Annotated in this window: 17 protein-coding genes and 1 pseudogene; 8 read left to right on the top strand and 10 right to left on the bottom strand. The window is 60.4% G+C overall.

Going from position 1 to position 14,567, the window contains the following annotated elements:
- Positions 1 to 77: 77 nt before the first annotated feature.
- Positions 78 to 1,130, bottom strand: coding sequence for an ABC transporter substrate-binding protein (locus tag LT40_RS15165; protein WP_043191739.1), 1,053 nt, complete (start codon positions 1,128 to 1,130; stop codon positions 78 to 80).
- A 294-nt stretch (positions 1,131 to 1,424) separates the two neighbouring features.
- On the opposite strand from LT40_RS15165, the gene LT40_RS15160 reads away from it, so the two are divergent.
- Both LT40_RS15160 and LT40_RS15155 read left to right on the top strand, forming a co-directional pair.
- Positions 1,425 to 2,051, top strand: a complete 627-nt coding sequence (locus LT40_RS15160) for a glutathione S-transferase family protein (RefSeq protein WP_043191737.1) — start codon at positions 1,425 to 1,427, stop codon at positions 2,049 to 2,051.
- Positions 2,052 to 2,287: 236 nt separating this feature from the next.
- Positions 2,288 to 3,310 (top strand): ABC transporter substrate-binding protein, encoded by a 1,023-nt coding sequence (locus tag LT40_RS15155; protein ID WP_043191736.1) that lies wholly within the window; start codon positions 2,288 to 2,290, stop codon positions 3,308 to 3,310.
- Between the two features lie 11 nt (positions 3,311 to 3,321).
- On the opposite strand, the gene LT40_RS15150 is transcribed toward LT40_RS15155, so the two are convergent.
- The 7 genes from LT40_RS15150 to LT40_RS15120 all read right to left on the bottom strand — a co-directional run bounded on the left by LT40_RS15150 (position 3,322) and on the right by LT40_RS15120 (position 7,919).
- Positions 3,322 to 3,612 (bottom strand): HigA family addiction module antitoxin, encoded by a 291-nt coding sequence (locus LT40_RS15150; RefSeq protein WP_043191735.1) that lies wholly within the window; start codon positions 3,610 to 3,612, stop codon positions 3,322 to 3,324.
- A gap of 13 nt (positions 3,613 to 3,625) precedes the next feature.
- Complete coding sequence (locus LT40_RS15145; RefSeq protein ID WP_043191734.1) at positions 3,626 to 3,904, bottom strand: type II toxin-antitoxin system RelE/ParE family toxin; 279 nt, start codon at positions 3,902 to 3,904, stop codon at positions 3,626 to 3,628.
- Positions 3,905 to 4,077: 173 nt separating this feature from the next.
- The gene (locus tag LT40_RS15140) at positions 4,078 to 4,353 is read right to left on the bottom strand and encodes a hypothetical protein (RefSeq protein ID WP_043191733.1); all 276 of its coding nucleotides are present in this window, start codon (positions 4,351 to 4,353) and stop codon (positions 4,078 to 4,080) included.
- A gap of 95 nt (positions 4,354 to 4,448) precedes the next feature.
- Positions 4,449 to 5,717: an NAD(P)/FAD-dependent oxidoreductase gene (locus tag LT40_RS15135; RefSeq protein ID WP_043193737.1), complete on the bottom strand. Its 1,269-nt coding sequence runs from the start codon at positions 5,715 to 5,717 to the stop codon at positions 4,449 to 4,451.
- Between the two features lie 5 nt (positions 5,718 to 5,722).
- Positions 5,723 to 6,475 (bottom strand): amino acid ABC transporter ATP-binding protein, encoded by a 753-nt coding sequence (locus tag LT40_RS15130; RefSeq protein ID WP_043191732.1) that lies wholly within the window; start codon positions 6,473 to 6,475, stop codon positions 5,723 to 5,725.
- On the bottom strand, positions 6,472 to 7,140 hold the full coding sequence (gene ehuD, locus LT40_RS15125) for an ectoine/hydroxyectoine ABC transporter permease subunit EhuD (protein ID WP_043191730.1): 669 nt from the start codon (positions 7,138 to 7,140) through the stop codon (positions 6,472 to 6,474). The genes LT40_RS15130 and ehuD overlap by 4 nt, the downstream gene beginning before the upstream one ends.
- A gap of 14 nt (positions 7,141 to 7,154) precedes the next feature.
- Positions 7,155 to 7,919, bottom strand: a complete 765-nt coding sequence (locus LT40_RS15120) for an ABC transporter substrate-binding protein (RefSeq protein ID WP_043191729.1) — start codon at positions 7,917 to 7,919, stop codon at positions 7,155 to 7,157.
- A gap of 214 nt (positions 7,920 to 8,133) precedes the next feature.
- On the opposite strand from LT40_RS15120, the gene LT40_RS15115 reads away from it, so the two are divergent.
- The 4 genes from LT40_RS15115 to LT40_RS15100 all read left to right on the top strand — a co-directional run bounded on the left by LT40_RS15115 (position 8,134) and on the right by LT40_RS15100 (position 10,466).
- Positions 8,134 to 8,913: an IclR family transcriptional regulator gene (locus tag LT40_RS15115; protein WP_043191727.1), complete on the top strand. Its 780-nt coding sequence runs from the start codon at positions 8,134 to 8,136 to the stop codon at positions 8,911 to 8,913.
- Between the two features lie 60 nt (positions 8,914 to 8,973).
- The gene (locus tag LT40_RS21330; protein WP_084139820.1) at positions 8,974 to 9,204 is read left to right on the top strand and encodes a DUF4160 domain-containing protein; all 231 of its coding nucleotides are present in this window, start codon (positions 8,974 to 8,976) and stop codon (positions 9,202 to 9,204) included.
- Positions 9,192 to 9,647, top strand: a complete 456-nt coding sequence (locus LT40_RS15105; protein WP_043191721.1) for a helix-turn-helix domain-containing protein — start codon at positions 9,192 to 9,194, stop codon at positions 9,645 to 9,647. Before LT40_RS21330 ends, LT40_RS15105 begins: the two co-directional genes overlap by 13 nt.
- Positions 9,648 to 9,821: 174 nt before the next feature.
- A complete protein-coding gene (locus LT40_RS15100) occupies positions 9,822 to 10,466 on the top strand; it encodes a LysE family translocator (RefSeq protein ID WP_043193736.1) in 645 nt (214 codons plus the stop codon).
- A 129-nt stretch (positions 10,467 to 10,595) separates the two neighbouring features.
- On the opposite strand, the gene LT40_RS15095 is transcribed toward LT40_RS15100, so the two are convergent.
- Both LT40_RS15095 and LT40_RS15090 read right to left on the bottom strand, forming a co-directional pair.
- Entirely contained in the window at positions 10,596 to 11,717 is a 1,122-nt protein-coding gene (locus LT40_RS15095; RefSeq protein WP_043191719.1) for an SMP-30/gluconolactonase/LRE family protein, read from the bottom strand.
- 134 nt (positions 11,718 to 11,851) lie between these two features.
- Positions 11,852 to 12,253 carry a type II toxin-antitoxin system HicB family antitoxin gene (locus LT40_RS15090; protein WP_043191715.1) on the bottom strand — a complete coding sequence of 134 codons (402 nt, stop codon included), beginning with the start codon at positions 12,251 to 12,253 and terminating at the stop codon, positions 11,852 to 11,854.
- A 208-nt stretch (positions 12,254 to 12,461) separates the two neighbouring features.
- Between LT40_RS15090 and LT40_RS22090 the strand changes: the two are divergent.
- Positions 12,462 to 13,667, top strand: a pseudogene (locus LT40_RS22090) (FIST signal transduction protein); the annotation flags it as partial.
- 159 nt (positions 13,668 to 13,826) lie between these two features.
- Complete coding sequence (locus tag LT40_RS22085; protein WP_420329694.1) at positions 13,827 to 14,534, top strand: methyl-accepting chemotaxis protein; 708 nt, start codon at positions 13,827 to 13,829, stop codon at positions 14,532 to 14,534.
- Positions 14,535 to 14,567: the final 33 nt, after the last annotated feature.

Genomic DNA, 14,567 nt, shown 5'->3' with positions numbered 1-14,567 from the left:
GGTGGACCAGCGCAAACAGCTTGTTGTTGGGCGGTCAGGCAGTTGGAGTGATCAATCGCGGCCTGACCCCATACCGCTCATTTTTTCTGCACGAACGACAACCAGCGCTCTTCAGCCTTCACCCCTTCCTGGGACGCCCACCACTTGGCCGACAGCAGTGCCTGGCGCGAGATGTTCTCGGGCGAAGACGGCAGCTTGGCCGCGCGTTCGGCGGGAATGGTGCCGGTCTTGAAGGCTTCCGGGTTCAGTGGGCCGTAGTCGATGATCATCGGCAGCGCCGCCTGCAACTTGGCATCGATGGCCTCGTTGACGAACTTCATCGCCGCTGTCTTGTGCGCCGTGCCCCTGAGCACGCACAGCGAATTGGTTTCCAGCACGCCCTGGTTGTAATCGAACGCCACCGGCGCACCGTCGGCCTGCACGGCTGTGATGCGGCCGTTCCAGGCCTGGATCATGTCCACTTCACCGTCGCTGATCAGCTGCGCCGACTGCCCGCCGGAGGTCCACCAGGTGGCAATGTGCGGCTTGATCTGCTCAAGTTTCTTGAAGGCCCGCTCCACGTCCAGCGGATACAGCTTGTCGGGCGCCACGCCATCGGCCATCAAGGCAATTTCGAGGGTGGGGCGCGGCAGATTGCGCAGCGAGCGCTGGCCAGGGAACGTCTTGGTGTCCCAGAAATCCGCCCAGGTCTTGGGGACTTTCTCGCCCTTGAAGGCATCGGTGCGATAGGCCAGCACCGTCGAATAGCTGATGTAGCCCACGGTGTAGTCGTCCTTGAGCTCCGCCGGAAGCTGTGCGGCATTCGGCACCAGGGCCGGGTCGAGCTTCTCGAACAAGCCTTCGGCTTCGCCGCGCAGGCAGTCGCCGGTGGGCAGGTCGACCACGTCCCAGGTGACCTTGCCGCTTTCGACCTGGGTCTTGATGATCGGGTAGGCCTTGGGCGAACTGTCCTGCTTAAGGGTCAGGCCCAGCTTCTTGGCCGCAGGCTCCAGGATGGCCTTGCTCTGGGCTTCCTGGTAGGCGCCGCCCTGCGATACGAAGGTGATGTCCTCGGCCCAGGCCTGCCCGAAGGCGCTCACCAGCAGTGCAAGGCTGGTGAACTTGAATGCGCGCAGTGTCGTCGGTGTCATGTACGGGACTCCTGAAGGTGGGCAGATTTCGGAGGCGAGCGTGTTGTTGTGGCTCGGTCGTTCTGCTGGACCGCTGCTGTCCAATCTACCGCCAGGGGCTGCGCGCAAGCGGTCACAAATCGCCGCTGGCGAAGTGTTTTATTGCGAAAACGCAGGGTCGCGCAGCAGGAACTGTTTTGCCGGCAGCAAGCGAGGTAAGAGACCCTGCGGGGGGCTTGCCGGCACAGGGATTTTTTGCACTCCGCCGACCAGGCCGGGTCTGCTCTTAACCTGCCCCCATTGAAGGCCTTTGCCATGATCACCGTTCACCACCTGAACAACTCTCGCTCGCAACGCATCATCTGGCTGCTGGAAGAGTTGGCCGTGCCCTACGAGATCAAGCGTTATGAACGCGATGCGAAAACCAATCTCGCGCCCGCCGAGCTCAAGGCCGTCCATCCTCTGGGCAAATCGCCAATGATCCAGGATGGTCCGCATACCATCATCGAATCCGGCGCCATCGTCGATTACCTGATCCGTCGTCATGGCCATGGCGCCCTGCAGCCTGATCCGGCCAGCGCCACCTATGACGAATACGTGCAGTGGCTGCACTTCGCCGAAGGTTCGGCCATGCTGCCCCTGCTGCTCAACATGTACGTGGGCCGTCTGGGCGACGCTGGCGCGCCGCTGCATCCACGTATCGAATCGGAGCTGGAGAACTACCTGGGCTATCTGAATACCGCCCTCAGCCTGACTCCTTACCTAGTGGGCGAAGAGCTGACCGGCGCCGACGTGCAGATGAGCTTCGTCGGCGAACTGGCCAAGGCCCAGGGCAAGCTTGCAGCCTACCCGCACCTGTCAGCCTGGGTCGAACGCCTGCAAGCCCGCCCGGCCTACCAGAAAGCGCTCGAGCAGGGCGGCGAGTACAAGTTCGCCAAGTGAGCGTGACTGTCGTGGCCAGTGCTTGAGCATTGGACGAATCACCTTCCTGACACGCTGTAATAGGAGGCTGGTGCTGCACTGGCGCGTTAGTCACGCCTATTTACCAATGCCTAAGGGTTCAGGTCCTGATACCCGAACTCTAATGAATATGGTTATTCCTTAACCGTATTTAAAATAATTTTTTTATGCACATATAGTCGGTCCAAGCACCTTTGATTCTTTTGCTTGGAGCTCCTATGTCACGAATATCGTTCAATCGCATGGCCGCCGCCGTCGGCCTCGGGTTCAGCCTGTTGACCGGTGCCGTGGTTGCACCCGCGCAGGCCCATGCCGAGGGTGAAATCCGTATCGCCGAGCAGTTCGGTATCGTTTATCTGCTGCTCAATGTAGTGCGCGATCAGCATCTGATCGAGAAGCACGGCAAGGAGGCGGGCATCGACATCAAGGTCGATTGGACCCAACTGTCCGGTGGCTCTGCGGTGAACGATGCGTTGTTGTCCGGCGCGATCGACATTGCCGGGGCAGGCGTGGGTCCGCTGTTGACCATCTGGGATCGGACCCATGGTCGGCAGAACGTGAAGGCCGTCGCCTCGTTAGGCAACTTCCCTTACTACCTGCTCAGCAACAACCCCAAGGTCAAGACCATCGCCGACTTCACCGAGAAGGATCGCATTGCCGTGCCCGCTGTCGGTGTGTCGGTGCAATCACGCTTCCTGCAATACGCGGCGGCCAAGCAGTGGGGCGACAAGGAATACAACCGTCTGGACAAGTACACCATCGCCGTTCCTCATCCCGATGCCACAGCGGCATTGATTGCCGGCGGTACCGAACTCAGTGGGCACTTCTCCAACCCGCCGTTCCAGGATCAAGCCCTGGCCAACCCTAATGTGCATGTGGTGCTCAACACCTACGACTTGCTGGGCCCCAACTCACCCACCGTGCTGTTCGCCACCGAGAAATTCCGCGAGGAAAACCCCAAGACCTACCACGCGTTCGTCGAGGCCCTGGCCGAGGCGGCCGACTTCGCTCAGAAAGACAAAGGCGCCGCTGCCGATACCTACATCCGCGTGACCGGCGCGAAGATCGACCGTGCCGTACTGCTGAAAATCATCGACAACCCGCAGTTCGAATTCTCGATCACACCGAAGAACACCTACCCCCTGGCCGAGTTCATGCACCGCGTCGGCGCAATCAAGAACAAACCGGCGTCCTGGCAGGATTACTTCTTCAAGGATGCCAAGCCGTTGCAGGGGAGCTGAGAGCAGCGCAGTCAGGAACAAAGCACTGCAAATGGCTCGATCGGCGGCTGCTCGCGTTGCTCCGCCTGCCATAGATCCCAATCGGTCTGAATGGCCAGCCACGTCCGCGCCTTGCCGATGCCGGCACGCTCCAGGCGTACGGCGAGGTCCGGACTGATAGGTGCATGGCCGTGCAGGATTCGCGACAGGGTTTCCCGGGCATAGCCCAGACGACGAGCGAATTCGGCAATCTTGATGTTCAGGGCCGGAAGTACATCTTCCAGCAACGCTTCGCCGGGATGAGGAGGGTTGTGCATAGGCATAGCGCATTACTCCTTAGTGATAGTCGAGGTAGTCAAGCAGTTCGACGTCGCCGTCATCGAAGCGAAAGATCAACCGCCAATTACCGCTGACTGTCACCGACCAAAATGTCATGAGATCGCCCTTGAGCGGGTGGAGTCTCCACCCAGGCATATCGACGTCGCCAGCATCGATGGCGCGATCCAGAATCGGCAGGATGCGCGCCAGACGTTTGGCATGATCGGCGCGGATACCTTTGGTTGATCCGGTCTCGAAATAGGCTTTGATGCCCTTGTGTCGAAAGCTTTTTATCATGCTCTTTCCGTGATGTAAATGATCACGCTTCCGGTGTGTGCTTGGTATAGCCTACCGACCTTTTGGAAAATCTCTGAACATCTGGCTGTTTCCAAATGTGGTTCGAAGCCGGATGCCCAGGCATAAAAAAGCCCCGTCCATCACTGGCGGGGCCTGGGTCGATCGCGATCGAATTACTTCTTCTCGGGCGCCTTGATCTCGTCCGGCACGTCGGAAGACAGCGCCTGATGGCGGTCTTCGGTCACGCGTTTTTCGCGGGCCTTGTCGTGTTCTTCGGCGGCTTCGGCTTTTTCCTCGGCGGCTTGCTCAGGCTTGCCCTCGGCTTGCTTCTCGGCAGCGGCTTCGGTGTGCTCGTTGGCTTTCTGCACGTGGTCTTCGGACGTCTTGTCACAGGCCGCCAGGCCCAGGGCAGAAATCATCAGCAGAGCGAGGGAAAGTTTCTTGGGCATGGGACGCAACCATTGTTCTGAATGAACCCTTTTGAAACCCGCGCATGGCGATTGGTTCACCGCCAACGCCAGGCGCGACGCTCTGCCGCAGGCCTTCAGCTCACGTTCAAGCGGTCGAGCAAGCTGTACCAGGCCACGCCGGCGCCGATGTAGAAACGTTGCAACCCATGCATCGGCAGCTTTTGCAGCGGGCTCACCGGGTAAGCGAAGTCGGCCTGGCTGTCGCACAGGCTGGCCGCCAGTTGCTGCCCCAGGCTGGTACACAGGGCGATGCCACGACCGTTGCAGCCCAGCGCCAACGTCAGGCCCGGCGCGGGTTGATGCACGTGGGGCATGAAGTCCCGGGTGATGGCGATGCGTCCAGCCCAGCGGTACTCGAACTCCAGCTTGTCCAGTTGTGGAAACAGCAAGGCCAACGAGCGTTCCAGATGGGCGAAGTCCTGAGGCGCGTCGGGATCGGCAAAGGTGCCGCGGCCGCCCATCAGCAGGCGTCCATGGCTGTCCTTGCGAAAGTACAGCAACAGCCGCTGCGCCGTGGACACCGTCTCCTGTCCGGGCAGAATGCTCTGAGCCGCAGCGCCCTGCAGCGGGCGGGTGGCGACGATGAAGCTGTTCGCCGCCAGGACGCTTTGCGCCATGCCTGGCCACAAGCCATCGCTGTAACCGTTGGTGGCGAGCACTACCTGGGCTGCGTTGACCGTGTGGCCGCTGGCGGTCTGCACCTGCCAGCCCGACGCGACCGGCTGCAGCCCGATCACCGGGCTCTGCCCGTGAATGCTGGCGCCGGCCGCCTGAGCTGCCCTTACCAGCCCGCGGGCATAGGCCAGCGGTTGAATCGCTCCGGCACGGCCATCCAGCCAGCCACCGGCGAATGCCTGGCTGCCCATGCGCGTCGCCACCTCGGCGGCATCCAGGCGCTGCACCGGCACACCGCGACGTTCCCACTGCGCAGCCCGCGCGTGCAGGCCCGCAACGCCCTTGTGCGAATAGGACACCTGCATCCAGCCCTTGCGCACGGCAGCGCACTCGATGCCATGGCGGTCGATCAGGTCGAACACCAGGTCCGCCGAGCGCGACACGGTGTCGATCAACGGCTCCGCCACGACCGCGCCGTACAGCCGCACCAGTTCGTCCGGGTCATGCTTCAAAGTCGGGTTGACCTGCCCGCCATTGCGCCCCGACGCACCCCAACCTGGCTCCCGCGCTTCCAGCACGCACACGCTTACGCCACGCTCGGCCAGATGCAGCGCTGTGGACAAGCCGGTGTACCCGGCGCCGACGATCACCACATCGTATTGGCCCGACTCGCGCAGTGGCGGCGTGACCCGCGCAGGCGGCGCGGTCGCCGCCCACAGTGACGGCACGTCGATCATGGCTGGCTCCGCGTACTGGTGGTGGGATGCAACACCCGGCGCAAGAAATCCTGGGTGCGCGGATGCTGCGGGTTACCCAGCACCTCGTCGGCCGGCCCGGTTTCCACCAGGTAACCGCCATGCAGAAAGCACACGCGGTCGGCGACCTCCCGGGCAAAGCCCATCTCATGGGTGACGACGATCATGGTCATGCCCTCGTCGGCCAGGGTGCGCATCACTTGCAGCACATCGCCCACCAGTTCCGGATCCAGCGCCGAAGTCGGCTCATCGAACAGCATGGCTTCAGGTTTCATCGCCAGCGCGCGGGCGATTGCCACGCGTTGCTGCTGGCCACCGGACAACTGTTCCGGATAAGCATCGGCTTTTTCCGCCAAACCGACCTTGTCGAGCAACGCCAGTGCCTCGCGGCGCACCTGCGCGGCCGGCTCGTTTTTCACGTAGAGCGGCCCCTCCATCACGTTTTCCAGCACGGTGCGATGGGGAAACAGATTGAAACGCTGGAACACCATGCCCATGCGGCTGCGCAAGGTATGCACCGTCTTGCTGCCGCGCTGCACGGTTTCGCCGAAGGCCAGGATCGTACCGCCTTCATAGGTCTCCAGCGCATTGATGCAGCGCAGCAAGGTCGATTTGCCCGATCCGGACGGGCCGATCAGGCACACCACCTCGCCCTTCTGCACCTGCAGATCCACCCCGTGCAACACGCGATGGTCGCCATAGTTCTTCTGCAACCCACTGATCTGGATCATGCCTTTCTCCTCCGGCTCAAACGCTGCTCCATGCGCCGCAACCCGTACACCAGCGGCAGGCTCATCAGCAGGTACAGCAAGGCCACCAGGGTGTAGACGGTCATGTTCTGGAAGGTCGATGAGGCGATGAGCTGGCCTTGGCGCGTCATCTCGGCCACGGTGATGGTGGACACCAGCGAGGAATCCTTGAGCATCATCACCAGCGTGTTGCCATAGGGCGGCAGCGCAATGCGAAACGCCTGGGGCAGGATCACCCGGCGCATCATCATGAACGAACGCATGCCCAAGGCTTCCGACGCCTCGCGCTGGCCCTGGTCCACGGCAATGATGCCGGTGCGAAAGTTCTCCGCCTGATAGGCCGAGTAGGCGATGCCCATGCCGATCACCCCGGCCTGGAAGGCCGTCAGGTGTATGCCCATCTCCGGCAGCACGAAATAGATGTAGAACAGCTGCACGATGATCGGCAGCCCACGGATCACGTTGATCACCGTGCTCGCCGCCCACGACAGCGCGCGGATCGGCGACAGCTTGAGCAGCGCCAGCACCAGCCCGAGCCCGCTGCTGAGCAGGAACGACAGCACCGTGATCTGGATGGTCACCCACGCGCCCTGAAGCAGAATCGGCAGGAAGTCCTGCGCGTTCTGCAAGAAGTCAGCAAGCTTCATGGTCGCTCCTCAGCCTACACGCCCCACTTCTGCACGATGCCCTGCAGCGTGCCGTTGGCCTTGATGGTGTCGATGGCCTGGTTCAGGCGCTCCAGGGTTTCGCTGTCACCCTTGCGCACCACGAAGCACACATCGCCCACCTTGGCCGGCTTATAGTCGGCGGCCAGCTTCACCCCTTTGAAGGTGTTCTGGCGAATCTGGTAGGCCACGATCGGCTGGTCGGCCACGGCCGCCTTGATGCGCCCCAGGGACAAGTCGCGGACCATTTCGGCAATCGAGTCGTAAGTGCGTACTTCCTTGAAGATGCCCATCTTGTTGACCAGGTCGTAGAACGCAGTGCCCGCCTGGGCGCCGATCACTTCACCCTTCAACGCAGCGAGGTCAGGGTAGGCGGTGTTGTCGTCGGCACTGACGATCAGGCCTTCGCCGTAGGAATAGACCGGCGCACTGAAGTCCACCACCTTGGCGCGCTCATCGGTCTTGAGCATGCCTGCGGAAATGAAGCCCAGCTTGCCCGAGGTCAGGGAAGGGATCAGCGCCGCGAAGTTGGTTTGCTCCATCTGCGTGCCGAAACCGCCGGCTTCACCGACCGCCTTGGCGATGTCCACCATCATCCCCTGAATGCTGTTGCTCTTGATGTCCAGGAAGGTGAAGGGCGAACCCGTGGCGGTTGCACCAACCTTGTACATCGGTGCATCGGCGGCGTGCACGAGGGACGCGCCGAGCGTCATGCAGAGACCGAGCGCGAAACGGCGAAACAGAGGGGAAAGGCTGTTCATCGGGTCACTCCAGAAGGGATCGGAAGGTGGGACCGCCAGGCGGACAGGGCCGAGGTCGCAAGCTCTATGCCATTTCACACCTGAATCATCGATTTTCACGGCCTGAAAATCGATTAACAGCATTTTCGTATCGGTATCCGATTTTCAGGCGCGCAAATTGCTGTCTCTTTGCTGTTGTCCGGGTTCACTCGCCGATTATTGCCTTGAGGCCCTCATGTCCGAAGATCGCAACAGCCTGTTCAATCAATCCTTGGAAAAAGGCCTGGCCGTGCTGCGTACATTCAGCGCCAAGCGCCGCAGCATGAGCCTTGCAGAGATCGCCGAAGCCTCGCACATGACCAAAAGCTCGGCCCAGCGCATGGTCTTTACCCTCGAAAGCCTGGGTTACCTTCGGAAACACTCGCGCACCCGGCATTACCAGTTGACACCCCATGTGCTGGAACTGGGCTTCAGCTACCTCGATGCTCATTCCCTGATCGAAGTCGGCAACCCGTTCCTGGCCGAACTGACCCGGCTCACCGGGGAAACGGCCTGCCTGACCGAACCCACCGGCGTGGAAATGACCTACATCGCGCGCTTCGTCAGCGCCCGTTTCGTACCCGTGCACATGCCCATCGGCAGCCGCGTGCCGATGTACTGCACCGGCTCCGGCCGCGCCTACCTCAGCGCCCTGCCCGAAACCGAAGCCCTGGCCCTGGTGCAAAGCAGCACCCGCGTCGCCCACACCCCGCACACCCATACCGAGGTGGACGACATCATGGCCTCGCTGCAAACGGTGCGTGACTGCGGCTACGCCGTGAACACCCAGGAACTGTTCCTGGGCGACATGACCATCGCCGCCCCCGTCATCGGCGGCAATGGCCGGCCCGTGGCCGCGGTGCACGTGGTAGCCCCCACCAGCCGCTGGACCCGCGCCGACGCCGAAAGCCAACTGGTACCGGCCTTGATGCAGTGCGTGCAGGTGTTGAGCAATTCGGCGCGGAGTTTGGGGTAGGGGAAAATGGAGGCTGTAGTCTAATATTGTGATATCGCCAAATTGGCGATACGATCAGGCATGTCTACCAAATATCGATTTCGCGATAAATACCGTATCGAGTTGCGGGAGCGAGACCATCTGCCTCCGCATGTGCACCTCACTGGCGGTGGCTTGGATGTGCAGATCAGTCTGGAAACCGTTGCAGTTATCCAAGGCAAAGCACCTCAGAAAATCTTGCAGGAAGCCTTGGCGTGGATCTCGGCCCATCAAACCGAACTTTTGAAGGAGTGGAAGCAATGGCATCGATGAAACGCCCCCGCCTGCGGGCTGTGCAGGCACATCCAGGCGCCATACTTGATCTGACGTATACCAGCGGTCAGCAATTTCGCCTCAACATGCATGACGATTTGAAAAGGTACCCTGGCCTGCGCCCACTGGCCAAAGGCAAAGCTTTTGAAGGCGCTGTGATGGGTGATGCAGGTTGGACGGTTGAATGGCCTGCGCTCGATATTCAGATCGGTGCCGACACGCTGTTTCTGGACGCACTGGCGCAATCGGCGGTGGACGAAAATACGCGCCTCTTTATCCAGTGGCGATTGAAGCACCGCCTTACACTGGATCAGGCTGCCGAGGCTCTAGGGGTGAGCGCTCGCAGCATCAGCCGATACAGCAGTGGCCGAGAGGCAGTGCCGCGGACCTTGGCGCTGGCGTGCCTGGGGTGGGAAACGCTGGATCACCCGGATGCGGCTTGAAGTGTGGCTAATCTGCTTCCGATTTGGCAGTTACCAGGTGTTCCCGACATTATCCAAGCGCACGAACACCATCTCGGTTGCCGGTCGTGAGCCGATTAGTCGGGCTATTCGGCTCATTTCATGAACCGAATACGCTTGGCTGCAGGGCAACTGAATTCTAGATAAGGGATGACTATGTTTGATATCACCAACCTCTGGCTTTTTATAGTTTCTGTTTTTCTGCTTTCCATTACCCCAGGCCCCGACATGGCTTACGTGGTAGGGCAAAGTGTCGCAAATGGTCGGCGTGCGGGCGTCATCTCAGCGGCTGGAGTGGCCTTGGGTAGTTGCACTCATGCGTTGGCGAGCGTTGTGGGGCTCACAGCTCTGATTGCGGCCTCGCCTGTCATGTTTACCCTGATTAAATATGTTGGCGCGATTTACCTGATCTACCTGGGTGGAAAGTTGGTGTTCGAGACCTTTGGTCGCGCACGCGCAGAAGCCGCTGAAAGTGCTGACATCAAAAAAGACGCGGATCTTTATGGCCTGCTGTCAAAGGGGTTCATAACGACCCTGATGAATCCAAAGGTTCTGCTGTTCTTCATTTCATTCTTTCCACAATTCGTAGTGCCCGGAGGCGAGCACCACACCGCGTCTTTCCTGGTGTTGGGATTGACCTATGCGCTGGTAGCATTTTTAACCGACGCAACTTTTGCCATGCTGGCTGGAAGTGCCTCAAGCGGCATGTCACGCAACAGATCGCTGCAGAAATTGATGGATCGTGTCGTCGGAGGTGTGTTCATCGCATTAGGCATCAGGCTTGCGCTGACTCGTACCTGATGATGCTCAGGTGATGGTCGAATTCTGTAGGTGATCACGAATCACGTCCCGTGACGGATTCAGGCCATTGTTCGAAGCCAGAGGCTTATCAGCTGCCGTGCATCCTCCGATGCGCGGCAGACTCGGTTTTTACAACGCAAACGTCGCCCCACGCGCATTCACGAACAACGAATAGATCGAGTGACTGCCTGCCATGAACAACCGGTTCCCCTCGCGCCCGCCGAAGCACAAGTTCGGGCAGCGTTCGGGCAGGGAAATGTGCCCGATGGCCTTGCCCTGCGGATTGAACACCCGCACGCCGTCGAGTTTTTCCAGGTCGGCCTTGGGATCACCATTGCCACCCCAGCCGCACCACAAGTTGCCCGCCTCGTCGCACTTGATGCCGTCGATAGCCGCGTACTCCAGTCCTTCAATATGTTTGCGGCGCTCGCCCAGGGTGCCGTCGTCCTTCACATCGAACGCCCAGATCAATCGATTGGGCTTGGCCCGGCCTTCGACGACGTAGAGCAGTTTTTCATCGGGTGAAAAACACAGGCCGTTCGGCCCGTTGATGTCGTCGATCACCCGCGTGACTTTCCTGCTCTCGCCGTCGATGCGGTACACCGCGTGAGGTTGAGTGGGGGTGATCTTGTGACCTTCGTAGTTGTTGATGGTCTGGAAGGGCGGATCGGTGAACCAGATGGATCCGTCGGTTTTGCAGACGACGTCATTCGGGGAATTGAAGGGCTTACCGTCGTAACTGTCAGCCAGCACGGTGACGGTGCCGTTGTGTTCAGTGCGCGTGATGCGGCGGCCTTCACTGGTGGTGGTAGAGCCTTCGCAGACGATCAGTCGCCCTTGGCGATCCTGGCACATGCCGTTGGAGAAGTTGGAGTGTTCGCGGTACACGGAGAAGGTGTCAGTGATTTCGTCCCAGCGCATGATGCGGTTGTTGGGGATGTCGCTGACCAACAGATAGCGACCAGCGCCGATCCACACCGGCCCTTCGGCCCACCGCAGGCCGGTGGCCAGTCTTTCGACACTGGCGTTGAACACGCGCAACTCAAGGAAACTGTCATCGAGCACGTGCACCAGCGGGTCAGGGTAACGCTGACTCAAGGGCTCGGCGGCACTGGACAGTCGGGGCAGCGCAGCGCTGCCCACGGTGGCGAGCGTGGCGGAAACTGCGAAGGACTGTTTCAGAAAGCTGCGGCGGGTATTGCCCTTTGCTCGGTCGAGCCGTTCGGGCCCGGCGGACGAGAATGAGTCCATGTAGCGATCTCCGTAGTTTTGTTTTTATGAGGAGACGTAGTAATACCTTGTGATAGGACATCGTACAAGTATTCGGCCTTGTTCCGGGTCGCTGCTTTACAGGGATACAGGTTCCCGCGGTCCCGGTTTTTTGCTCAACGCCCTAGTTTTTCAAGTGCCGCATCGGTCAAGAAAGAAGATCGACTTTTGACATTGTGCTCACGAACAAATCGGTCGATCTGCGAAATCACGAATCCAGGCAGTGTGACGTTGACCTTTTCGGTCTTGCCCAAGTAAGGCGTTATATCGATATCGAGCATTCCCCAGCCCATGTCCGTGTATTCGGCGTCGTTACGAAGGACTGCCGTCGCGCTTGGGAGAGGAATACGCTCTCCACGAGCCGCAAGTTCCTCCAGCATGATATGAGCGATCTCGATCGCAGCACCGTAGGCCTCTTCGAACGTGTCGGCAGCGGTGATGGCGCCAGGAATGTCGGGCACCTGAATTCCGACGGCTGTAGTTTCATCGCCCCACTCGATGCAGATTGGGTAGCGCATGGCATCTCCAGACACTTTTTGTACATAGGTTTTTAGAACTGAATGCGCTTGGGCTTCCCTGATTTGCCCCAAGCCTTTTCAAGATAACGGGTATGCCGTTTCGCCTGAAAACCCAGGCGTTTCCAGAAATGTCCAACCAGCAGCCTAGATCCCCACAAACCCGACCACCTGCATCAAGTCCACCTCCCCATGGCCGATAGCGACAGCAATGCAAGCCACGCCCCGCGTGCGCTGTGCAACCTTTCTAGCGAGCCATGTGATGAACCTCTTCAAACGCTTCAACCCCGCCCGCGCACTCAGCCAGGGTGCCGTGAGCCTGAGCTGCACAGCCAGTGAGCTGGATCGCGCCCTGGCCGGTCTGCGCGCGGATCCCGTGCTGGTGACGGGCTTCGTCTCGCCCCACCTGGATATCGACAAGGTCGCGGCCAGCGTTCGGCAGCGCTTTCCCAATGGCACTATCAGCCTGTGCACCACTTCAGGCGAGCTGTGCAACAGCGCGGACAGTCTGTACTGCGCGGCGGGCGAGCACTGGGACCGCATCGTGCTGCAGTGCTTCGAGCGCAACGTGATCGCTTCGGCAGAAGTGGTCATGGTGCCGCTGGAGTGCGAAGACATCCGCAACGGCGGCAAACGCATGGAGATGCGCGAGCGCATCGCGAAGCTGGTCAACAACATCAAGCGTGTACAGGTCAGCACGGCCATCGACCATCGCGACACCCTGGCCTACGTGATTTTCGACGGGCTGTCGGCTTCCGAATCGTTCTTCATGGAAGCGCTCTATGAGTCAGGCCGCTTCCCCTGCCTGTTCGTCGGCGGCTCTGCGGGCGGCAAGTCGGACTTCCAGAAAACCCTGATCCACGACGGCAAGCGCAGCTACCAGAACCACGCCCAGATCGTCTTTCTCAAGACCGCACCGGACATCCGTTTCGGTGTGTTCAAGAGCCAGAACTTCGAACCGGCCGGGCTGACGTTCAGCGTGCTCACCGCCTCCGTCGAAGACCGCACCATCGATCAGGTGATCGACAGCAGCGGCAACATCATGAGCATGGTCCAGGCCCTGTGCAACGCGTTCAAGTGCGACAGCCATTCCCTGGAAAAGAACCTGGCCGAGTACTCCTTCGCCATCCGCGTGGGCAACGAATTGTTCGTGCGCTCCATTGCCCGTATCGACCATACCCAACAGATCATCCAACTGTTCTGCGACGTTGCGCCGGGCGAAGAGCTGGTCATGGTCAAGCGCACACCGCTGCGTCAGGCCACGGAAAAAGACTACCGACAGTTCCTGCAAGGCAAGGGCGGCCAACCGGTGGCTGCCATCCTCAATGACTGCATTCTGCGCAGGCTCAACAACGCCAATGACCTGGGCAGCATGCGCGGCCTGTTTGGTGATGTACCGGTGGTGGGCTTCTCGACCTTCGGTGAAATCCTCGGCCTGAATCTCAATCAGACCCTGACCGCGATCTTCTTCTTCCGCGTCGCCAAAGGCGCATCCTTCACCGATGAGTATGTGGATAACTTCATCGCCCATTACGGCGAGTTCAAGGCTTTCTTCCTGCGCCGCCAGCTCAAGAAAATGGTCGGCCTCAACCACGTGGTGGTGAAACAGATCGAAGCCTTCAAACGCAACGACTTCACCAGCGCCCTCGACACCCGCGGCCTGGACGCCGGCATCCTCCCCGTGTTCAAAGGCCTTGCCGCGTTGGGCCAGGTGCTTGCCGATGCCGGCGAACAGCAGGAGCAGATGGCCACCCAGATCAATCATTATTCCGGGGAGCTGCACCTTTCGATGGACGATCTGGCCGCCACCATCGACCGGCAGAACACCGTATCCACCCAAGCCGGCAGCACCGTCGAAGACCTGGCGCGGCAGGCCGACGAAGCCGTGGTCGGGGCGCGCGCCTTGGCCAGTTCGAGCCTGCAGATTCAGTCCATCGTGCAGGTGATTCAGCAGATTGCCGGCCAGACCAACCTGCTCGCGCTCAACGCTGCCATCGAAGCAGCCCGCGCAGGCGATCTGGGAAGGGGCTTTGCCGTGGTCGCCGACGAGGTCCGCAAACTGGCGGAGATCACCCGCAAGAATGCGGCGGATATCGGCGTGGATATCGACCTGCTGTCCAGCGAGATTCAGCGGGTGGCTCAGCAGATCGAAGACCAGTCCACGGGAGTAGGGGCGTTAAGAGAAATGCTGGACACCTTGGAGGCATCGAGCCAGGCGACCGAAGGGACGGCAAGGCGGACCAAGGGGATCGCAGATACGTTGACCGGGCTGACGCGAGGCTGATGATGAAACGACCCCCCTGCACCGCTGATCCTG

The organism is Pseudomonas rhizosphaerae (assembly GCF_000761155.1).
GTDB classification, from domain to species: domain Bacteria; phylum Pseudomonadota; class Gammaproteobacteria; order Pseudomonadales; family Pseudomonadaceae; genus Aquipseudomonas; species Aquipseudomonas rhizosphaerae.
This window is presented reverse-complemented; position numbering and strand designations above follow the sequence as displayed.